We start from the raw sequence: 19,959 nt of genomic DNA on the forward strand, positions 1-19,959 counted from the left end.
TGAAAAGGGCGGCCCCATCGGGACCGCCCTTTTCGGTTCGGAACTGGCGAACGGCCTCAGGCCGCAGGCTTTTCCTTGTTGTAGATGGCGGCGGCGGCGCGCAGGATTTCCAGGATCTTTTCCTGGGCGCGGGGCTCGTCCACCTCTTCCATCGCGGCGAGTTCGCGCGCGAGGCGGCTGGTAGCGGCCTCGAAGATCTGCCGCTCGGAATAGCTCTGCTCGGGTTGGTCGTCGGCACGGAACAGGTCGCGGACCACCTCGGCGATCGACACCAGGTCGCCCGAGTTGATCTTGGCTTCATATTCCTGCGCGCGGCGCGACCACATGGTGCGCTTCACCTTGGGCTTGCCCTTCAGCGTTTCCATCGCCTCGCGCATGGTCTTGTCCGAGGACAGCTTGCGCATGCCGACCGACTCGGCCTTGTTGGTGGGAACGCGGAGCGTCATGCGCTCCTTTTCGAACCGCAGCACATAGAGTTCGAGCTGCATCCCTGCGATTTCCTGCTTTTGCAGCTCGATGACGCGGCCCACGCCATGTTTGGGATACACGACATAGTCACCGACGTCGAAGTGGAGCGCCTTGGCAGCCATTGGGGGCCTTTCCGGATCAAGGCCTTCGCGCGAGCGCCGAACGAGCGGAAATGGGTCCACTGATCAAGCCGGCCTCGGGAAGGAAGGGTCGAACACATCAAGGCGGGCCGTCGCGAGAAAAAGCTAGGCCCGTCGCGGAACCATATAGCATGGTCGCAACAAAATTACCAGCATATCCGCATGGCTACCCGTCGCACGACGGTGCCGGTGCGGATCGGTCGACTCCGGTCGTTACCCCCGCTCAGTCGCCCCGCTTAGTCACCCTTGCCGGGTTCGGGGCTGAAGAACTGCTCATATTTGTTCTCGACGCCCTTCATCGCATCGGCGTCGGGCGGGGTCTGGTCCAGCTTGCGCGTGACGTTGGGCCACTGGGCGGAGAAGGTGTTGTTCAGCTCCAGCCACTGTTCCAGACCGCTCTCGGTGTCGGGCAGGATCGCCTCGGCCGGGCATTCCGGCTCGCACACGCCGCAGTCGATGCACTCGGACGGGTTGATGACGAGCATATTCTCGCCCTCATAGAAGCAGTCGACGGGACACACCTCGACACAGTCCATATACTTGCAGCGAATGCAGGCATCGGTGACGACGTAGGTCATGACAACTCCCAAGGTACGAACGCGTGCTGCTATGCCGCATGCGACGATCCGTCAACGCTTGAAACCGGGGAAGTGACCAGATCGCAGTAACAGGCGCGCCCCTCGGCGGGCGGTCCGCGCCGGACGGGGAGCGATTCGACCCGCAGCACGCGCACCTGGCCATGATGCGCGAAGGTCAGGATGCTGCCGATCCGCACCGGCGCATGGGCGCGGTCGATGGCGCGCCCGTCCATCCGGAAATGCCCGTCGCACGCCATCGCCTGCGCCGTATCCCGCGACTTGGCGATCCGCGCCCACCAGAGGAAACGGTCGAGCCGCATCGACTCGGGGGCAGGGGCGCGGGTGGTCATGGGGTCAGGCGGTCCTTTCGATGGGAAATAAAGGTCACGGCGTGCGCCCCCAGTCGGCGAGCGCGGCGAAGGCGTTGCCGGGGCGTGCCGCGGCGCGCGGGGCGGGGCGAGCAGGGGGACGGCCCCGCCAGATCCAGCGGGGGGCATCGCCCTCGGCGGCGGGGCGGACCTTGCGGAAACCCAGATCGCCCATCAGCCGGTCGAGCGTCGCGGGCTCCAGCCCGATCGAGGTGGCGAGCGCCGGGTCGGGCGCGAACGGCCCGCGCCCGTCGCGCGCGTCATGGGTGGCCCGCGCGATGCGTTCGACCAGATCGATCCGCACCGCCTGGTCGCCCAGCGGGCGGAAGCCCGAGGCGACGCTGCGCCCCGGCTCGTCACGGCGCAGGGTGGTCGCGCCGATCCGCGCCAGTTCGGGGCTTTGTCCCCAAAGCGTCATCAGCGTGCGCCGCCACGCCGCCGCGGCGGGCTTGAGCAGCCGCGCATCGAAGATGTCGAGCGTCCCGATGGTGATCCCCAGCCCGCGCAGCCGCCGCCGCTCCTCGGGCGACAGCGCATCGATCATCAGCCGCAGCGGCTGGCGCGGCACGATCCCGCCCGCATCCTCCAGCGCGGCGGCGACGGCGCGCAATGCGGGCGAGACCTTGGCCTCGCGCGCCAGGGCGGCGAGCCGGACGAGCGCGGGCACGTTCCGGTCGAGCGCCCGCGCCACCCAGCCATCGAGGCGCGCCTTCACCCGCTCGCGAAGCGGCTGGCTCAGGCAATCGAGATCGCGCTCCAGCCGCACGACCGGCCGCCCCAGCGACGGCCCCGCCACCAGCCGGGCCACGCCATGCCCCTCCCAGACCAGCCGGTCCTCGACCAAAGTGAGCGCCTCCTGCCCGGCGGCGATCAGCGCCTCGGCCCGCCGCGACCGCTCGGTGCCGAGCCGCTTTTCGGCCGCCGTCAGCAACAGCCTCTTGTCATTGGCGCGCGCCCCCGCCTCGACGGTGAAGCGGAACCCCTCCAGCCGCCCGATGGGGTGATCCTCGACCAGCACCTCGCCCTCCGGCCCGATCGTGACGGGCAGCGCGCCCGCATCCGCGCCGATGCGGCGGATCAGCGCGGTGGTGCGCTTGTCGACGAAACGCTGGGTCAGGCTGGCATGGAGCCCGTCGGACAGCCGCTCCTCGATCTCGCGGGTCCGCTCGGCCCAATGTTTCGGGTCGGCCAGCCAGTCGGCGCGCTGCGCGATATAGGCCCAGCTGCGGATCGCGGACAGTCGCCCCGCCAGCGTCTCGACATCGCCCGCCATGCTGTCCAGCCGGGCGATCTCGTCGGCGAACCATTGGTGCGGGACATGGCCCAGCCCCTCGGACAGATGGCCGAACACGCGCGAGACGAAGCGGGCATGCGGATCGATGCCGACCTTGCGGAAATCGGGAATGCCGCACGCCGCCCACAGCCGCGCGACCATGGCGGGCCGCCGCACCCGGTCGCGGACCCAGGGCTCGTCGGCCAGCCGCTTGAGCACCTGCAGATCGGTGGCGAGCGGCGCGGCGCGCAGCACGCCGGGTTCGGGCTTGCGCTCCAGGCTCTTGATCAGCGCGTCGATGCTCGACAGGTCGGGATCGCCGTCGCGCCAATAGAGATGGTCGAGCCGGGGGAAGCGATGCTCCTCGATCGCCAGCATCTCTTCGGGAAGAAAGGCGTCGGGGCCTTCCTCGGCCAGCGCGCCGAAGGTGCCGTCGCGGTGATGCCGCCCGGCGCGCCCGGCGATCTGGGCCATTTCGGCGACCGTCAGGCGACGGCGGCGGCGGCCGTCGAACTTGTGCAGCCCGGCAAAGGCGACATGCGCGACGTCCATGTTCAGCCCCATGCCGATCGCATCGGTGGCGACGAGATAATCGACCTCGCCCGCCTGGAACATCTGGACCTGCGCGTTGCGGGTGCGCGGGGACAGCGCCCCCATCACCACTGCCGCGCCCCCGCGCAGGCGGCGCAGCATTTCGGCGACGGCATAGACCTCCTCGGCGGAGAAGGCGACGATGGCCGAGCGCTTGGGCAGGCGGCTGATCTTCTTGGCGCCCGCATAGGACAGGGTCGAGAAGCGCGGCCGTGCGACGATCTCCGCCTCGGGCACCAGCGCGCGGATCATGGATTTCAGGGCCTCGGAGCCCAGGATCATCGTCTCGTCCCGGCCGCGCGCGTGCAGCAACCGATCGGTAAAGACATGACCGCGTTCGGGATCGGCGCCCAGCTGCGCCTCGTCCAGCGCGACGAAGGCGACGTCGCGGTCGGGCATGGATTCGGCGGTGCACAGAAACCAGCGTGCGTCGGGGGGAACGATCTTTTCCTCGCCCGTCACCAGCGCGACCTTTTCCGGTCCCTTCAGCGCGACGACGCGGTCATAGACCTCGCGCGCGAGCAGGCGGAGGGGAAAGCCGATGATGCCGCTGCTATGCGCGCACATCCGCTCGATCGCGAGGTGCGTCTTGCCGGTGTTGGTCGGCCCGAGAACGGCCGTCACGGTGCCCGATACGCGGCTGGTCATGATCCCTACATCGGGCTTCGCGCGGCCGGTTGCAACGGCATGAAGCAAGATGGCGGATGTCGGGCCGGTTTCGGCCCGAACCGGCCACGCCCGGTCGCAGCATCGGGGCGGGGGGCGGCGCGGGCGTTTGACTTTGCGGCCCCGGGTTCGCACGGCGATCCTCGTGCGCCGGGGGGATCGGCGACGCTGATCGACGACAGACGGACGCATCATCCACCCATGTTCCTGACCACCGACGATACATTGATGGCCTCGGGCGGCTTCGGCTCGGGCGGTACGGCCGTCCGGCTGCCGGGCAGCGCGCTGGCGCCGATTGCCGGCGGACGGCTGGCACGCTGGCGCGCGGAATTGCGCGGCATCGACTGGGTGCCCGATCTGGGCGCGCAGATCGGCAGCCGTGCCTGGTGGCGCGGACTGGCGACGTGCACCGGGCTGTGCGCCGCGACGATCGCGATGACGCCGGGCTTTCACCGCCCGATCCTGTCCCCCTCGCCCGCCGCATGGACCGGAGAGGCGCGGAGCAACGCCCGGGCCCAGGCGATCGCGCCGCTGGCGCTGGGGGCCGATAGCGGTCGGCACATGGCCGCGAACGAACTGGTGGCCAATCTGGCCGAGGCGCCCGAGCGGCCGGTGGTCGAGCTGTCCGCCACCGTCGGGTCGGGCGACCGGCTGGCGCGCGTGCTGCAACGCGCCGGGGTGGCGCGCGACCAGGCGCAGGCGGCGGCCGATCTGGTCGCGCAGGCGACGGACGGCGCGGACATCGCCTCGGGCACCCGCGTCATGCTGACGCTGGGAAGGCGGCCCAGCCGGACGGTCGCGCGGCCGCTGGAATCGATGACGCTGCGCGCGCGCTTCGACCTGGCGGTGACGCTGACCCGCACCGCGCAAGGCCTGGCGATGACGCAGCAGCCGATCGCGATCGATCACACCCCGCTACGCCTCCAGGGGCTGGTGGGATCCAGCCTGTACCGTTCGGTCCGCGCGGCGGGCGCCCCCGCCAAGGCGGTCGAGGCCTATATCAAGGCGCTGTCGGCGCGGCTGTCGGTCGGGCGCGACGTCCGGCGCTCGGACAGTTTCGACCTGATCATCGAACGCGAACGCGCCGCCACCGGCGAGACTCGGCTGGGCAAGCTGCTGTTCGTCGGGCTGAACCATGGCGGTCGCCAGATGCAGCTCGCGCGGCTGGCGGGGGACGAGGACAGCCCTTGGTATGACGTCAACGGCCAGGGCGAACGGCGCGGCGCGATGGCGGTGCCGGTCGCGGGGCGTATCACCTCGTCCTTCGGCAAGCGGATGCACCCGATCCTGGGCTTCATGCGGATGCACAAGGGAACCGATATCGGCGCCCCTTACGGCGCGCCGATCCATGCGATCATGGACGGCATCGTCCAGTTCGCCGGGCGATCGGGCGGCTATGGCAATTTCGTGAAGCTGACCCATGCGGGCGGGATCGCCAGCGGCTATGGCCATATGAGCCGTTTCACGGTCCGCTCGGGCGCGCGCGTCCGCCAGGGGCAGGTGATCGGCTATGTCGGCTCGACCGGCATGTCGACCGGGCCGCATCTGCATTGGGAGGTGTGGAAGAACGGCGTGACCGTCAATCCCTACAGCCTGAAGCTGACGAGCATGGCCGCGCTGTCGGGCGCCAGGCTGCGCGCCTTCCGCCAGGAGGTTCGCGCGCTGCTGGCGGTTCAGCCGGGTCGCTGAGCCGTTATTTTCCTGCCCCGCGCCAGCGGGCGACGGTGTCGGCCAGCATCGCATCCCCGCGGGCCGGACGCGCCCATAGCTCGGTGATCGTCATGTCGCCGGAGGCGGGGCAGAGCTCCTCGTCCAGCGTGTCCAGGCTCGCGCGCATCGGCAGGGCGACGCCCTCGCCGCACAGGATCGCCTCGCGGTTGCGCAGCGCCGAGATGGTGTCGAGCAGGCCGCGCCCACCCTCGGGCATCGCCGCGCGGACCACCGCCTGATCGCGTTCGTTGTTCAGCCGCATCGCGATGATCGTGCCGCATTGCGACAGCACGCCCTCGGCCAGATCGGACGGACGCTGGGTCACCAGCCCCAGCGAGACGCCATATTTGCGCCCCTCCTTGGCGATGCGCGACAGGATGCGCCCCGCCGCCGAATTGCGTTCGGCATGCGCGGGGATGTAGCGATGCGCCTCCTCGCAGACCATCAGCACGGGGCGGCGATCCTCGGGCCGCGACCAGATCGCATGGTCGAAGATCATCCGCGCCAGCATCGCGACGACCACGCTCGTCACCTCGGAGGGGACGCCCGACAGGTCGATGATCGAGATCGGCCGCGATCCGCCCGGCATGCGCAGGATGCGCCCCAGAAACGCCGCCATGGTGTCGGCGACCAGCATGCCGGAGAACATGAAGGCATAGCGGGAATCACCCTTCACCTCCTCGATCCGTGCCTTCAGCCGCTGATAGGGCGCGGTGTCGCCCGCGCGGTCGAGCTTGCCCATCTCCTGCGCGATCGCGGCGGTCAGGTCGGACAGCAGATAGGGGATGGGGGTGTCGATCGTGACGCGGGGCAGCTCGGCCGCCGCCCGGTTGCGCATCCGCGCGGCGAGCAGGCAGCGGGCCAGGATGTCGACCTCCGCCTGGCGTTCGGCCGGACTGGCGGAGAGCAGCATCTCGGCATGTTCCTCGAAGGTCATCAGCCAATAGGGCATGCGCAGATTGCCGACATCGTGGATCTCGCCCCGGTCGGAAAAGGCGCGGGCATATTCGCCGTGCGGATCGATCATCACGACATGGCCCAGCGGCGCGAGCGCGCAGATTCGGTGCAGGATCAGCGCGGTGGCGGTCGACTTGCCGGTGCCGGTCGATCCCAGCATCGCGAAATGGCGGCCCAGCAGCGCGTCCACCGCCAGCATCGCGGGCACGCTGCGCCCCGGATGGACGGTGCCGATCCGGATGGTGGTGGCATGGCGCTGGCCATGGATCGCCGCCAGCTCGGTCACCGAGACCGCATGGACGGTGCTGCCCGGCATCGGATAGGCGGTGACGCCGCGTCGAAAGCCGTACAGCTCGCCCGTCTCGGGGTTGCGCATCGCCTCGCCCATCAGCTCGATCTCGGCGGCGATGGCGGCGGCGTCCTGTGCCGGGTTGAGCGTCAGCGAGCGGATGCTGCCCACGATCCAGCGCTCGCCATGGCGCAGCTTGACCGGGGTCGCGACCTGTCCGGCCTGCGCCAGCACGGGATCGGCATCGCCGGACAGCAGGGCGAGTGCCTCGCGGTCGAGCAGGACGCGCCCGCCCGCCCCCGCGATGCCGAGCAGCCAGCCGATCGCGGGCGTGTCATGGGAAAGCGTATCGGACGGTCGGGGCAGGGGGGCGTGCATCGGCCAGCACATATCCGGTCAGGGGAGGAATCAGCCCCGACCGTTAGGGATCAAAGACTTAAGAAGCCGTATCGATCCCGCCTCAGACCCGCCGCGCGATCCATCCGGCGGTCCAGCCCAGCAGGACCGAGAGCGCGACCACGGTCAGGCCATAGGGAATGGCGGCGCGGTCGGCGGCGCGCGCGACGAACCGCTCGAACCCCGATTTGCGGATGTCGATATCGCGCACCGCGGCGGCCAGCACGCGGCCGTCGCGGATCAGGAACGTCTCCGCGGTGAAGCGTCCCACCGGCACGCGCGCGGGGATGGTCACGCGTGCGCGGTAGAGGACATTGTCGGTGATCTCGACCGCGCGCGGCGCCTCGACATATAGCCCCGCGCGGCGGCGCTGGTCGACCAGCCCGGCCTGGAACCGCGCCTGCACATTGGCGGGCGCGTTGGAGGCGGGGGAAAGCTGCAGGCTGTCCAGCCCCAGTTCGTAGATGGCGCGCGTCCGGTCGTCGACGATCCGCGCAATCGGGCGGGACGAGGCGATGGCGTAGAAGGACGGCGCCGACTGATAGCGCAGCCGCCCGGCATTGACCCACAGCCCGGCGATCTTCTCCTTCTCGCGGATCAGGATCGACTGGGTCGGGCCCTTCACCACCACGACGATGTCGGTCGGCCGGTCGTCGCTGGGCGGGCGACCGCCGGGATAGAGGATCGCGCCGAACAGCAGCAGCTCGGCGCCGGTGAAGCTATACACGATCTCGATATCGCGCTGCGACACGTCGGGGACCAGCACCGGCTTGGCCTGTCCCATCAGCAGCGGCGCGAGCAGCGTCAGGAGCGCGGCCTTCCTCACAGCAGCTGGACCGTGAAAATCTCCTCGGGCCGCCAGACCAGCCCCAGCAGGATGCGCAACCCGACGAGCAGGACGATGACCGCCAGCGCCAGGCGGAGATATTCGGGTTTGACGTTGGTCGCCAGCTTCGCCCCGACCTGCGCGCCCGTCACCGAACCGATCAGGAGCAGCGCGGCCAGCACGATGTCGACCGCCTTGGTCGTGGTCGCATGAACCATGGTCGCGGCGGCGGTGACGAACAGCGTCTGGAACAGCGAGGTGCCCAGCACGACATTGGTCGCCATGCCCAGGATATAGATCATCGCGGGGACAAGGATGAATCCGCCGCCCACGCCCAGCAATATGGTCAGGATGCCGATGAAGAAGCCCAGCAGCAGCGGCGCCAGCGGCGAGATATAGAGCCCCGAGGCGTAGAATCGCGTACGAAAGGGCAGGGCGGCGACCATCGGGTGATGCCGTCGCCGCGCCGCGCGCTGGGCGACGCCCCGGCGCTGCGCGATGATCGCGTTCGTCGCCTCGCGCGCCATGACCGATCCGATCCAGCCGAGCATCAGGACATAGACGATGGCGATGACCGTATCGATCTGTCCGCTCGCCTGGAGCAGGCGGAAGATCCAGGCCCCCGCGAACGACCCGACGATGCCGCCCGCGACCAGCACCCCGCCCATCTTCACATCGACCCCGCCGCGCCGGAAATGCGCGAACACGCCCGAGACGCTGGCCCCCGTCACCTGGCTGGCGGCGGAGGCGGCGGCGACGGTGGGGGGAATGCCATAGACGATCAGCAACGGCGTGGTCAGGAACCCGCCGCCGACCCCCAGCATGCCCGACAACAGGCCCACGCCCGCGCCCAGCGCGACGATGACGAGCGCGTTGACCGACAGGTTGGCGATCGGAAGATACAGGTCCACGGCGGCGTTATAGCCCGATAGGCCTTGCCGAACAGTATCGGCGGATCAGAAATCGCCCGCCAGCGACAGGGCCGGACCCGAGTTCGGCGCGGCGCGCCCCGCGATCCTCTGTCGCCAGTCGAGCGACAGGCGCACCCACCGCCCGGCGAGCGGCACGCCCACCCCCAGCGTGGGACCGATATCCAGCCGCCGCACCTCGCGCTGCGCCCCGCCCCACAGACCCAGCCCGAGGTCGATGCCGGCCGCCAGCGGCGTCGTCACCCGGGCCGCGCCGTCGGCAAAGGGCTCGACCGTTCCCCGTGCGACCGCGCCGCCTTGCGCATAGGCGGTAACGATCATCCCCGGCGCCACCGGACGCGGGCCGAAGCCGGTCACGGCGAGCATCGCGGTGCCGTTCTTCCCTGAATCGAGAGCCAGCCGCTGTTCGACGATGATGCGGAGCGGAAGTGCGCGCGCTGGCCGCCAGTCAAACCCCAGCGCCATCTCCGACCCGATCCCGTCCAGCGGTGCGGAAACCCGAAGGCTCGCCGCGAGGTGTCCCTCGTGGTCCAGGCGTCGTAGCAGCCGCAGTCCCGCCTGCGATCCGCCCAGCTGACCGCCGGGCAAGGGCGCACCATTGCCCGGACGCGCGACCGCCCACAGGCTGGCGCTCCATCGGTCCGGCGGCGCGGGTTGGGCGGGCCATGACGGCAGGACAGAAGAGGGCGGGATAGGAGAGGAGGGCGAGGCGTGAAGTTCGCCTTCCGGAGTCATTTCCGGCTCCGAAGCATGCGGGGCTGCCGTCGATGATGCGGACGGCTCTGCGAACGCAGGGCTAGGGGGCCGCGCCCTCGGGATCGCTTCTCGATCTGCCATGATGACCGGCTGCCGAACCGGCTTTGCCCTTTGTCCCGGCGATGTCGCTTTCGCAGGAGGGATGGGGGTGGCCAAGACCAGATCCTGCTCGGACGGCAGCAGGAAGGCGACCCGCCCCAGCGTCCATAGCGCCAGCGTACCGCCCAGAAAGCGCAGCGGCCGCCCACTCATGGCGGGGGCGCCATGTCCGGAAAGACATGCCGGGTCTTGTCCCACATCACCGGCTGCCCGCGCAGGATCAGCAGATAGCGGATCATCGCCCGCGGCGCGGCGGCGAGCGCCACGAAGTTTCCGACGATGAACCGCGGCAGCGACCAGAACGCCTCACGGACCCCGTACGTCCGCCCGGTAAAGCGCATCCGCACCGCCAGCCGCCACCAGAGCAGCAGCCCGTTGGCCAGGAACAGCCAGCGCAGTCCGGCATCGATCGGCGGCCGGGCGACATTCTCGACCGCGTGCAGGACGATCGCCAGCGCGTCGGCGAACAACCCCAGATAGGCCGCCGCCAGCACCAGCATGGCCAGCGGTCCGCGCCGGTCGCGCAGCCGCCACCAGTGATCGCCCAATGCCATCGGCCGACCCCAGCCGGTCCTGTCCCAACCGACCAGCGCGATGCCGGTCATCCACCGCGCCTTTTGCCGGACCGAGGCGACCAGGTCGGCGGGAAAGAAGGCCCGGACGGCGACGATCTCGCCATCTGTGTCCGTCACCCGCGCAAACAATCCCTCGCCGCCCAGCTCGGCGATCCGCAGCCCCAGTTCATAATCCTCGGTCAGGCTGGTCGAATCGAACGGATCGCCGCCGCGCCGCGCGGCGATCTCCGCCAGCATCGCGGGCGCGATCGCGCACCCGGTTCCCGCCAGCGGCATCCCCGCCCCGATCCAGGTCCGGACGACCAGCTGTTTCCGATGGCTCTCCGAAAACTCGTCGGCATAGTGGCCGGACACCAGCCGCGATCCGGGCACCACCAGCGGCAGCACGGGCAACTGCACCACCGCGCGGCCCTCGATCAGCGAGTCGAACACCGACAGCTCGGCCGGATGCACGACATCCTCGGCGTCGTGCAGGACGATCGCCTTGACCGCAAAGGCTTCGACGTTGCGGTCGCGTTCGAGTGCGTGCCACAGGCTATTGAGGCAATCCGCCTTCGTCGTCGGTCCGTTGCGACCACCGATGACCAGCCGGACGCGCGCATCCCGCTCCGCCACATCCGCCGCCGCGCCGATCGTGGCGGGGTCGTTGGGATAGAGCCCGACATAAAGCCGGTAATCGGCATGGTCGAACCGCGCGAGTGCGGTCGTCAGCATCGCACCGATCACCTCGGCCTCGTCCCAGGCGGGAATGAAGACGATCATCCGCCCCGACACGGTCGGTGGCGGCAGATTGTCGCAGCAAAGCGGGGCCGCGTCCCGAAACCCGATCCGCCGCACCAGATACAGCAGGTCGACCAGCAGATCGTCCAATCCCCCGATCAACAGCCCCGCGCCCGCGAAGAGCAACAGCTCACGCGTGACGACATCGATCCCCGCGATGATTCCGTCCACCCCCGGCAATCTCCCCTTGCCGACCGGAAGACTGCCTGTCCGATTTGGCCGGTTCAACGTCAAAATCGCGGCCGTACCGGGCGAACCGGTATCGCAACCTTGGGGACCGAAAAATCCCCTTCAAAATCAGAAAGAAGATTCTCCCCGGTTGCACCCTGTGCTGCGGTGCAACATATGGGTTCGCGAAAGGACTGCATGATGGCGCGGACATTTCCCCCCGGCATCGTCCATACCGCGCTGGCGGTGGGCGGCTTTGCGATCGGCACCACCGAATTCGCCGCGATGAGCCTGGAGCCCGATCTGGCGCGCGGGCTGGGCATCGATGCGCCGACCGCGGGCCATGTCATCAGCGCCTATGCGCTGGGCGTGGTGGTGGGCGCGCCGATGCTGGCGGTGCTGTCGGCCCGGCTGGCGCGGCGCACGCTGCTGATCGCGCTGATGCTGATGTTCGCGGTCGGCAACGGCCTGTCCGCGCTGGCGCCCGATTATCACTGGATGCTGTTCTTCCGCTTCCTCAGCGGCCTGCCGCACGGCGCCTATTTCGGGATCGCGGCGCTGGTCGCCGCCTCGCTGGTGCCCGAGGATCGGCGGACGGTCGCGGTCGGGCGGATCATGCTGGGGCTGACGGTGGCGACGGTCATCGGCGTCCCGCTGGCGCAGATGCTGGGGCAGTGGCTTAACTGGCGCTGGGTGTTCGGGGTGGTCGCGGGGCTTGCGCTGCTGACCGCGACCCTGGTCTGGATTGCCGCGCCGCATGACCGGCCGGATGAGGGCGCGACCATCCGGCGGGAGCTGGCGGCGCTGGGGCGCGGGCAGGTCTGGTTGACGCTGGCGATCGGGGCGATCGGCTTTGGCGGGATGTTCGCGGTCTATACCTATCTGGCCGCGACGTTGACCGAGGTGACAGGCGCGTCCACCGCGACCATCCCGCTGGTGCTGGCGGTCTTCGGGCTGGGGATGACGATCGGCAATATCGTCGTGCCGCGCTTCGCCGACCGCGCCTTGATGCCGACGGCCGGGGGGCTGCTGCTCTGGTCGGCGGCGATGCTGGCGCTCTATCCGCTGGCGGCGGGAAGCCTGTGGACGATCCTGCCCAATGTCTTTGCCATCGGGCTGGGCGGCGCGCTGGGCACGGTGCTCCAGACGCGGCTGATGGACGTGGCGGGCGAGGGGCAGGGGCTGGCCGCCGCGCTCAACCATTCGGCGTTCAACACCGCCAATGCCATCGGCCCTTGGGCAGGCGGCCTGGCGATCGCGCACGGGCTGGGCTGGACCTCGACCGGCTATGTCGGCTGCGGGCTGGCGCTGGGCGGCTTTGCGATCTGGCTGGTCGCGATGCGATTCGCCGGAGACACGCTCAACGGGCCAGCGGATCGATCGAATCGTCCGGTGCTGTCGCACTGAGGTCTTTCGCCACCGCCTCGACCTGTTCCATCACGCGCAGGATATTGCCGCTGGTCAGCCCCGCGAGATCGGCATCGCTCCAGCCGCGCCGGACCAGCTCGGCCAGCACCAGCGGATAGCCGTCGACGCCGGTCATCCCCTCCGGGCCGGTGCCGTTGATCCCGTCATAATCGCCGCCAAAGCCCACCGCGCCGCGCCCTGCGATCCGGGCGATATGCTCGATATGATCGGCGACCATCGCTGCGGTCACGCGCGGGGCGGGGTTCGCGGCGTCCCAGGCGACCAGCGGCGCGGGACTGCGCGCGCCATAGACATTGGCGGGCACGCCGACCGACCGGGCATAGGCGGTGCGCGCCGCATCCCAGGCTCGCCAAGCGCTGGATAGAAAGGCGGGATAGCAATTCACCATCACCACCCCGCCGCCCGCGCCGATCCGGCGGAGCAGCGCGTCGGGGATGTTGCGCGGCGCATCCGCCAACGCGCGCGCGTCGGAGTGCGAGGCGATGACCGGCGCCTTGCTGATGTCCAGCACCGCCGCCATCGTCGCGTCCGAGACATGCGCGACATCGACGATCATGCCGATCCGGTTCATCTCCGCCACGACCGCGCGGCCAAAGGCGCTGAGCCCGTTCGCATGTGGGGCATCGGTCGACGAATCGGCCCAGGCCAGGCTGCGGCCATGGGTCAGCGTCAGATAGGCGACGCCGAGCGCCTTATACTGGCGCAGCACCGACAGCCGCCCGTCGATCTGATGCCCGCCCTCGACCCCGATCAGCGAGGCGATGCGGCCCGTCTGCGCGATCCGGCGGACGTCCCCGGCGGTGCGCGCCATCGCCATCCGGTCGGGATGCGCGGCGACGAGGCGGTGGACGCGGTCGATCTGTTCCAGCGTCATCTCGACCGCGCGCGGGCCGGTGACGTCGGCGGGAATCCAGACCGACCAGAATTGCCCACCGACCCCGCCCCGCTTCAGCCGGGGCAGGTCGGTCTGGAGCGGATGGGGCAGCGCGGCGGTGTCGGTCGCGAGCGAGGGCGACTCGGGGGTGACGCCCGTGTCGCGCAACTCCCAGGGCAGGTCGTTATGCCCGTCGACGATCGGCGCGCGGGCGAGGACCGAGTCGACGCGCCGCGTGACGGCGGGATCGGCGGCCTGGGCGAGGAAGAGCGCGATCAGCATGTCGGCCGCTGCTCGAAACGGGTGAGCATGGCATCGACCGGCTGCTCGGCGGTGTCGATCTGATCGACCTGCGCGGCGGGCGGTCCCGACCGGGCCTCGGCGACGATTGCCGCGACCTTGTCCTCGGGCCCTTGCACCACCGCTTCGACCGAGCCGTCGCCCCGGTTGCGGACCCAGCCGGTCAGCCCCAGCGCTTCGGCACGACCGAGGAACCAGTAACGATATCCGACGCCCTGCACGCGTCCGGTGATGCGAAGATGACGGCCGATCATGGCGGCGAGTGTCGCGCGGAAGACGGTGAAAGGGAACCGTAATTCCTCCCCTGCAAGGGGAGGTGGCAGGCCGTCAGGCCTGACGGAGGGGTGTCACCCTCTCGAGAGCGGGACACCCCTCCACCATGCTACGCATGGTCCCCCTCCCCTTACAGGGGAGGAATGATGGTTGGCGCAGAGAGCGGGGGGAAGACGTTTCCCTCTCCGCGTCCTCCGCGCGAACTGTTTTCAGACCTTGTCGGTCAGCTCCGGCACGATGGTGAACAGATCGCCGACCAGGCCGATATCGGCGACCTGGAAGATCGGCGCATCCTCGTCCTTGTTGATCGCGACGATGACCTTGGAGTCCTTCATCCCCGCCAGATGCTGGATCGCACCCGAGATGCCAACCGCGACATAGACTTCCGGTGCCACGATCTTGCCGGTCTGGCCGACCTGATAGTCATTGGGGGCATAGCCCGCATCGACCGCCGCGCGGCTCGCCCCGACGGCCGCGCCCAGCTTGTCGGCGAGCGGATCGATCAGCGCGTGGAATTGCTCCTCCGAGCCCAGCGCGCGGCCGCCCGAGACGATGACCTTGGCGCTGGTGAGTTCCGGCCGGGCATTCTCGGCCTTCTCCGCGCTCACGAAGCGGGACTTGGCCGCATCGCCGGTCGAGCCGACCGCCTCGATGATGCCCGAGCCGCCCTCGGCCGCCGCCTTTTCAAAGGCGGTGGTGCGGACGGTCAGGACCAGCTTGGCGTCGCTGGTCTTGACGGTCGCGATCGCGTTGCCCGCGTAGATCGGCCGGGTGAAGCTGTCCGGACCCTCGACCGACAGGATGTCCGAAATCTGCATCACGTCGATGAGGGCGGCGACGCGGGGCGCGATATTCTTGCCCGTCGTGGTCGAAGGGGCGAGGAAGGCGTCGTGATGGCCCATCAGCTCTGCGATCAGCGGCGCGACATTCTCGGCGAGCGCGTTCGCATAGGCCGCATCGTCGGCGACATGGACCTTGCCGACGCCTGCGATCTTCGCTGCCGCCTGCGCCACGCCGTCCACGCCCTGCCCGGCGACGATCAGATGCACCTCGCCCAGCTTGGCGGCCGCCGTGACGGTCGCCAGCGTGGCATCCTTGACGGTCCCGCCGTCATGCTCGACCCAAACCAGCGTCTTCACTTGGCCACTCCCAGTGCTTTGAGTTTCTCGACCAGTTCGTCGACCGAGCCGACCTTGACGCCCGCCTGGCGCTTGCCGGGTTCGGCGACATGGGTGATCGTCAGCCGGGGCGCGATGTCGACGCCGTAATCGGCCGCCGTCTTGGTCGCCATCGGCTTGGACTTGGCCTTCATGATGTTGGGCAGCGAGGCATAGCGCGGCTCGTTGAGGCGCAGGTCAGTCGTCACGATCGCGGGCAGCGTCAGCGCCACCGTCTCGAGACCACCATCGACCTCGCGGGTGACGTTGGCGGTGTCACCGTCGATCTCGACCTTGGACGCGAAGGTCCCTTGCGCCCAGCCGAGCAACCCGGCCAGCATCTGCCCGGTCTGGTTGTTGTCGCCGTCGATGGCCTGCTTGCCCAGGATCACGAGGCCGGGCTGTTCCTCCTCGACCACCTTGGCGAGCAGCTTGGCGACGCCCAGCGGCTCAGGCGCCTGGTCGGCGGTGATCAGGATCGCCCGGTCCGCGCCCATGGCGAGCGCGGTGCGGAGCGTGTCCGCCGCCTTGGGTTCGCCGATCGAGACGACGACCACTTCCGTGGCCGCCCCCTTCTCCTTCAGCCGGATCGCCTCTTCCACCGCGATCTCGTCGAACGGGTTCATGCTCATCTTCACGTTCGCCAGATCGACGCCCGTCCCGTCCGCCTTCACACGCGGCTTCACGTTATAGTCCAACACCCGCTTCACGGGCACGACGATCTTCATCGCGATTCCTTCCCGGCTGGATAGCCCATCATGCCGCCGTCTTTGGCGGGCTTGCGACCGCATCGCAAGAGTTCAGCCCGACCAACGAGAAAGGGGCCCGGACGTTTCCGCCCGAGCCCCCCTTTATCGGTCCGTCAGGGCCGAAGGTGCGGTTTAGGCGACCTTCTGAACCTCGGCGACGATCTTCTTGGCGGCGTCGCCCAGATCGTTGGCGGGGACGATGGCGAGACCCGAATTGGCGAGGATTTCCTTGCCCTTCTCGACATTCGTACCCTCGAGGCGGACGACCAGCGGGACCTGCAGGTTCACTTCCTTCGCCGCCGCGACGATGCCGTCGGCGATGATGTCGCAGCGCATGATGCCGCCGAAGATGTTGACCAGGATGCCCTTCACGGCGGGATCGCTCAGGATGATCTTGAACGCCGCGGTGACCTTCTCCTTGTTCGCGCCGCCGCCGACGTCGAGGAAGTTGGCCGGGAACATGCCGTTCAGCTTGATGATGTCCATCGTCGCCATGGCGAGGCCGGCGCCGTTGACCATGCAGCCAATGTCACCGTCGAGCTTGATGTAGGCCAGGTCGTACTTCGACGCCTCCAGCTCCATCGCGTCTTCCTCGGTGGTGTCGCGCAGTTCCATCAGGTCCTTGTGACGGAACATGGCGTTGCCGTCGAAGCCGACCTTGGCGTCGAGCACCATCAGCTTGCCGTCCTCGGTGACGGCGAGCGGGTTGATCTCGATCTGCTCGGCATCGGTGCCCAGGAACGCGGCGTACAGCTTCGACGCGACATTGGCGGCCTGCTTGGCGAGGTCGCCGGTCAGCTCCAGCGCGGCGGCGACGGCGCGGCCGTGATGCGGCATGAAGCCGGTCGCGGTGTCGATGTCGATCGAGTGGATCTTCTCGGGCGTGTCATGCGCCACGGTCTCGATGTCCATGCCGCCCTCGGTCGAGGCGACCATCGAGACGCGGCCGGTCGCGCGATTGACGAGCAGCGCGAGGTAGAATTCCTTGGCGATGTCGACGCCGTCGGTCACGTACAGGCGGTTGACCTGCTTGCCCGCTTCGCCGGTCTGGATGGTGACCAGCGTGTTGCCCAGCATGTCGGTGGCGTGCGCACGGACTTCCTCGGCGGTCTTGGCCAGGCGGACACCGCCCTTGGCGTCGGGGCCGAGTTCCTTGAACTTGCCCTTGCCGCGGCCGCCCGCATGGATCTGCGCCTTGACGACGTAGAGCGGTCCGGGGAGCTTGGACGACGCCTCGACGGCCTCCTCGACGGTCATCGCGGCGAAGCCGGCGGGGACGGGCACGCCGAACTTGGCGAGCAATTCCTTGGCCTGATATTCGTGGATGTTCATGCGCTAGCCTTCCGCCTCTCGGGTGGTTCTAGGGAAATTGCTTCGCGCTAAAGCACAGGCCGGGCCACAAATCCACCCCGAAAGCGTTCTATTGCAATTGCATCGCAAGTGCGAAATGCGGTGCGTCATGCCGTTCGATCCGTGCGATGTATGGAAATACGAGCAAATTCCGTGCGGCTGTTCTATATCGGTCCAATGCACTGGGCTCTCGGCATTCTCCTGTTCCTCGGCACCGTGATCTTCATGGAGGGATTCGCCTATGCGGCGCATCGCTGGATCATGCATGGGCCGGGCTGGTTCCTGCACGAGAGCCATCATCGCCCGCGCACCGGCAATTGGGAGCTGAACGACCTGTACGCGGCGATCTTCGCGGTGCCGTCCTTCGTGATGATCCTGGGCGGCGCGCAGCTGGGCTGGTGGAGCGGTTTCACCTGGATCGGGGCGGGGATCGCGGCCTATGGTGCGATCTATTTCGGGTTTCACGACGTGATCGTGCACAAGCGGCTGCCCACCCGCTATCTGCCCAAGTCCGATTACATGAAGCGGATCATCCAGGCGCACCGGCTGCACCATGTCGTGGAAACCAAGCAGGGCACGGTCAGTTTCGGTTTCTTGGTCGCGCCGCGCCCCGAAGCGTTGAAGGCGGAGTTGAAGCGCCGGGCGCATGCCGGGGTGCGGCGACCGGCCGGCGCGGCGGACGCCCGGGATGCCGCGTTGACGGAAAAGTAACCTTGTTTGGCCATAGCGGGAGCGTCATGGAAAAACCGGTCTTCACACCGCCCTTCGAGCCCGTCCAAGGCCAGGAACTTCGCCGCTCGCTTCGGCAGGCGGTGCGGATGCGGGCCCATCTGCGCGACAAGGGGCAGACCCGGTTCGAGATCGACGTGGTCGACCTGTCGCAAGAGGGTTTCCGAGCCGAGACCAGCTTCACCCTGTGGCCGGGCACGATCGTCTGGCTGACCCTGCCCGGGCTCGCCCCGCTGGAGGCGGTGATCGCCTGGCGCGACCGGTTCAACTATGGCTGCGCCTTTTCCAAGCCGCTCCACCCGGCGGTGTTCGATCATATCGTCGCGCTGGGCAATCGCTGACTTTTTCTAGAGCGAGCGCCGTGATCGTCTCGCCTAGACCCGACCCTCCCCCATCCCCTCCCGCCTGCGGGAGGGGCGTGCCTGGTTCGACCGGCTTGCGCGTATTCTAAGCCCCTCCTCCCGGTAGGGGGGAGGGGTTTGGGGTGGGGGCCAGCCGCGCACCAAACGCATGCGACTTGCGCCCGTCAAAGACTCAATCGAACAGGCTCGACACGCTCGTCTCGTCCGCGATGCGCTTGATCGCCTCGCCCAGCAGCGGGGCGATGGGCAGGTGCCGGATCTTGGCGGTGGTGCCGATCGAGTCGTGGTTGCCGATCGAGTCGGTGATGACCAGCTCGCGTAGTTCCGAACCATCGACCCGCGCCACCGCGCCGCCCGACAGCACGCCGTGGGTGACATAGGCGACGACGTCCTGCGCCCCCGCCTGGCGCAAAGCGGCCGCCGCGTTGCACAGCGTGCCCGCCGAGTCGACGATATCGTCGATCAGGATGCAGAAGCGCCCTTCGACGTCGCCGATGATGTTCATCACCTCCGACTCGCCCGCGCGCTCGCGACGCTTGTCGACGATGGCGAGGGGGGCGTTGTTGAGGCGCTTGGCGAGCTGGCGCGCGCGGACCACGCCGCCGACGTCGGGCGACACGACCATGAGGTTGTCGTTCTTGAACCGCGCCAGGATGTCCGCCGACATGACCGGTGCAGCATAGAGATTGTCGGTCGGGATATCGAAGAATCCCTGGATCTGACCGGCGTGCAGGTCGACCGACAGGACGCGGTCGGCGCCCGCTACGGTGATGAGGTTCGCCACCAGCTTGGCCGAGATCGGCGTGCGGGGCCCAGGCTTCCGGTCCTGGCGGGCATAGCCGAAATAGGGGATCACCGCCGTGATGCGGCTGGCCGACGCGCGCTTCAGCGCGTCGATCATGATAAGGAGTTCCATGAGGTTGTCGTTGACCGGATAGCCGGTCGACTGGATCACGAACACGTCCTCGCCGCGCACATTCTCCTGGATCTCGACGAAGATCTCCTCATCGGCGAAGCGGCGCACCAGCGCCTCGGTCAGCGGCACCTCCAGATAGGAGGAGATCGCCTTCGCCAGCGGCAGGTTCGAATTGCCGGTCATCAATTTCATGGTGTCACCCGTCCCCGCAGACAGCCCGTTACTCGCGGCCCCTTTAATCGCGCTGTCACA

Annotated in this window: 19 protein-coding genes; 4 read left to right on the plus strand and 15 right to left on the minus strand. The window is 68.6% G+C overall.

Annotation, left to right across the window (positions count from 1 at the left end):
- Window positions 1-56 precede the first annotated feature (56 nt).
- The 4 genes from ABIC44_RS10160 to ABIC44_RS19635 form a co-directional block, all read right to left on the minus strand.
- Window positions 57-590: a CarD family transcriptional regulator gene (locus ABIC44_RS10160; RefSeq protein ID WP_042486954.1), complete on the minus strand. Its 534-nt coding sequence runs from the start codon at window positions 588-590 to the stop codon at window positions 57-59.
- A gap of 254 nt (window positions 591-844) precedes the next feature.
- Window positions 845-1,186, minus strand: a complete 342-nt coding sequence (gene fdxA, locus ABIC44_RS10165; protein ID WP_125959090.1) for a ferredoxin FdxA — start codon at window positions 1,184-1,186, stop codon at window positions 845-847.
- Between the two features lie 29 nt (window positions 1,187-1,215).
- Entirely contained in the window at window positions 1,216-1,536 is a 321-nt protein-coding gene (locus ABIC44_RS10170) for a S4 domain-containing protein (RefSeq protein ID WP_354295229.1), read from the minus strand.
- 34 nt (window positions 1,537-1,570) lie between these two features.
- Complete coding sequence (locus ABIC44_RS19635; protein WP_502959837.1) at window positions 1,571-4,066, minus strand: helicase-related protein; 2,496 nt, start codon at window positions 4,064-4,066, stop codon at window positions 1,571-1,573.
- 219 nt (window positions 4,067-4,285) lie between these two features.
- Between ABIC44_RS19635 and ABIC44_RS10185 the strand changes: the two genes are divergently transcribed.
- Window positions 4,286-5,773, plus strand: coding sequence for a M23 family metallopeptidase (locus ABIC44_RS10185; protein WP_354295230.1), 1,488 nt, complete (start codon window positions 4,286-4,288; stop codon window positions 5,771-5,773).
- Between the two features lie 4 nt (window positions 5,774-5,777).
- On the opposite strand, the gene ABIC44_RS10190 is transcribed toward ABIC44_RS10185, so the two are convergent.
- From ABIC44_RS10190 to ABIC44_RS10210, 5 genes are all read right to left on the minus strand, one after another.
- A complete protein-coding gene (locus ABIC44_RS10190; protein WP_354295232.1) occupies window positions 5,778-7,418 on the minus strand; it encodes an ATP-binding protein in 1,641 nt (546 codons plus the stop codon).
- 82 nt (window positions 7,419-7,500) lie between these two features.
- On the minus strand, window positions 7,501-8,220 hold the full coding sequence (locus ABIC44_RS10195) for a TIGR02186 family protein (protein WP_502959839.1): 720 nt from the start codon (window positions 8,218-8,220) through the stop codon (window positions 7,501-7,503).
- Window positions 8,221-8,258: 38 nt separating this feature from the next.
- Complete coding sequence (locus tag ABIC44_RS10200; RefSeq protein WP_307101754.1) at window positions 8,259-9,173, minus strand: sulfite exporter TauE/SafE family protein; 915 nt, start codon at window positions 9,171-9,173, stop codon at window positions 8,259-8,261.
- A gap of 45 nt (window positions 9,174-9,218) precedes the next feature.
- Window positions 9,219-9,926 carry a hypothetical protein gene (locus tag ABIC44_RS10205; RefSeq protein ID WP_354295235.1) on the minus strand — a complete coding sequence of 236 codons (708 nt, stop codon included), beginning with the start codon at window positions 9,924-9,926 and terminating at the stop codon, window positions 9,219-9,221.
- Between the two features lie 269 nt (window positions 9,927-10,195).
- Window positions 10,196-11,572 carry a glycosyl transferase family protein gene (locus ABIC44_RS10210; protein WP_354295236.1) on the minus strand — a complete coding sequence of 459 codons (1,377 nt, stop codon included), beginning with the start codon at window positions 11,570-11,572 and terminating at the stop codon, window positions 10,196-10,198.
- Window positions 11,573-11,770: 198 nt separating this feature from the next.
- Here ABIC44_RS10210 and ABIC44_RS10215 point away from each other — a divergent pair, with 198 nt between their 5' ends.
- The gene (locus tag ABIC44_RS10215; RefSeq protein WP_354295238.1) at window positions 11,771-12,976 is read left to right on the plus strand and encodes an MFS transporter; all 1,206 of its coding nucleotides are present in this window, start codon (window positions 11,771-11,773) and stop codon (window positions 12,974-12,976) included.
- Here ABIC44_RS10215 and ABIC44_RS10220 read toward each other — a convergent pair.
- The 5 genes from ABIC44_RS10220 to sucC all read right to left on the minus strand — a co-directional run bounded on the left by ABIC44_RS10220 (window position 12,930) and on the right by sucC (window position 17,682).
- On the minus strand, window positions 12,930-14,153 hold the full coding sequence (locus ABIC44_RS10220) for a dipeptidase (RefSeq protein WP_354295240.1): 1,224 nt from the start codon (window positions 14,151-14,153) through the stop codon (window positions 12,930-12,932). The two genes, ABIC44_RS10215 and ABIC44_RS10220, sit on opposite strands and share 47 nt — an antisense overlap.
- The gene (locus tag ABIC44_RS10225; protein ID WP_354295241.1) at window positions 14,147-14,425 is read right to left on the minus strand and encodes an acylphosphatase; all 279 of its coding nucleotides are present in this window, start codon (window positions 14,423-14,425) and stop codon (window positions 14,147-14,149) included. Before ABIC44_RS10225 ends, ABIC44_RS10220 begins: the two co-directional genes overlap by 7 nt.
- 228 nt (window positions 14,426-14,653) lie before the next feature.
- Window positions 14,654-15,583, minus strand: a complete 930-nt coding sequence (locus ABIC44_RS10230; RefSeq protein ID WP_354295243.1) for an electron transfer flavoprotein subunit alpha/FixB family protein — start codon at window positions 15,581-15,583, stop codon at window positions 14,654-14,656.
- A complete protein-coding gene (locus tag ABIC44_RS10235; RefSeq protein ID WP_354295244.1) occupies window positions 15,580-16,329 on the minus strand; it encodes an electron transfer flavoprotein subunit beta/FixA family protein in 750 nt (249 codons plus the stop codon). Before ABIC44_RS10235 ends, ABIC44_RS10230 begins: the two co-directional genes overlap by 4 nt.
- Window positions 16,330-16,482: 153 nt before the next feature.
- Window positions 16,483-17,682: an ADP-forming succinate--CoA ligase subunit beta gene (gene sucC, locus ABIC44_RS10240; protein WP_007405207.1), complete on the minus strand. Its 1,200-nt coding sequence runs from the start codon at window positions 17,680-17,682 to the stop codon at window positions 16,483-16,485.
- A gap of 195 nt (window positions 17,683-17,877) precedes the next feature.
- Between sucC and ABIC44_RS10245 the strand changes: the two genes are divergently transcribed.
- Both ABIC44_RS10245 and ABIC44_RS10250 read left to right on the plus strand, forming a co-directional pair.
- Complete coding sequence (locus tag ABIC44_RS10245; protein ID WP_354295290.1) at window positions 17,878-18,411, plus strand: sterol desaturase family protein; 534 nt, start codon at window positions 17,878-17,880, stop codon at window positions 18,409-18,411.
- A gap of 26 nt (window positions 18,412-18,437) precedes the next feature.
- The gene (locus tag ABIC44_RS10250; protein WP_309700079.1) at window positions 18,438-18,770 is read left to right on the plus strand and encodes a pilus assembly protein PilZ; all 333 of its coding nucleotides are present in this window, start codon (window positions 18,438-18,440) and stop codon (window positions 18,768-18,770) included.
- A gap of 193 nt (window positions 18,771-18,963) precedes the next feature.
- Here the strand turns inward: ABIC44_RS10250 and ABIC44_RS10255 are convergent, their stop codons facing one another.
- A complete protein-coding gene (locus tag ABIC44_RS10255; RefSeq protein WP_309691267.1) occupies window positions 18,964-19,899 on the minus strand; it encodes a ribose-phosphate pyrophosphokinase in 936 nt (311 codons plus the stop codon).
- Window positions 19,900-19,959: the final 60 nt, after the last annotated feature.

Origin of the sequence: Sphingomonas sp. 1185 (genome assembly GCF_040544655.1) — a bacterium.
Classification (GTDB): Bacteria; Pseudomonadota; Alphaproteobacteria; order Sphingomonadales; family Sphingomonadaceae; genus Sphingomonas.

Coding starts and splice junctions, on each gene's coding strand:
- ABIC44_RS10160 (WP_042486954.1), bottom strand. CDS start 590: ATGGCTGCCAAGGCGCTCCACTTCGACGTCGGTGACTATGTCGTGTAT.
- fdxA (WP_125959090.1), bottom strand. CDS start 1,186: ATGACCTACGTCGTCACCGATGCCTGCATTCGCTGCAAGTATATGGAC.
- ABIC44_RS10170 (WP_354295229.1), bottom strand. CDS start 1,536: ATGACCACCCGCGCCCCTGCCCCCGAGTCGATGCGGCTCGACCGTTTC.
- ABIC44_RS19635 (WP_502959837.1), bottom strand. CDS start 4,066: ATGACCAGCCGCGTATCGGGCACCGTGACGGCCGTTCTCGGGCCGACC.
- ABIC44_RS10185 (WP_354295230.1), top strand. CDS start 4,286: ATGTTCCTGACCACCGACGATACATTGATGGCCTCGGGCGGCTTCGGC.
- ABIC44_RS10190 (WP_354295232.1), bottom strand. CDS start 7,418: ATGCACGCCCCCCTGCCCCGACCGTCCGATACGCTTTCCCATGACACG.
- ABIC44_RS10195 (WP_502959839.1), bottom strand. CDS start 8,220: ATGGGACAGGCCAAGCCGGTGCTGGTCCCCGACGTGTCGCAGCGCGAT.
- ABIC44_RS10205 (WP_354295235.1), bottom strand. CDS start 9,926: ATGACTCCGGAAGGCGAACTTCACGCCTCGCCCTCCTCTCCTATCCCG.
- ABIC44_RS10215 (WP_354295238.1), top strand. CDS start 11,771: ATGGCGCGGACATTTCCCCCCGGCATCGTCCATACCGCGCTGGCGGTG.
- ABIC44_RS10220 (WP_354295240.1), bottom strand. CDS start 14,153: ATGCTGATCGCGCTCTTCCTCGCCCAGGCCGCCGATCCCGCCGTCACG.
- ABIC44_RS10225 (WP_354295241.1), bottom strand. CDS start 14,425: ATGATCGGCCGTCATCTTCGCATCACCGGACGCGTGCAGGGCGTCGGA.
- ABIC44_RS10235 (WP_354295244.1), bottom strand. CDS start 16,329: ATGAAGATCGTCGTGCCCGTGAAGCGGGTGTTGGACTATAACGTGAAG.
- sucC (WP_007405207.1), bottom strand. CDS start 17,682: ATGAACATCCACGAATATCAGGCCAAGGAATTGCTCGCCAAGTTCGGC.
- ABIC44_RS10245 (WP_354295290.1), top strand. CDS start 17,878: ATGCACTGGGCTCTCGGCATTCTCCTGTTCCTCGGCACCGTGATCTTC.
- ABIC44_RS10250 (WP_309700079.1), top strand. CDS start 18,438: ATGGAAAAACCGGTCTTCACACCGCCCTTCGAGCCCGTCCAAGGCCAG.
- ABIC44_RS10255 (WP_309691267.1), bottom strand. CDS start 19,899: ATGAAATTGATGACCGGCAATTCGAACCTGCCGCTGGCGAAGGCGATC.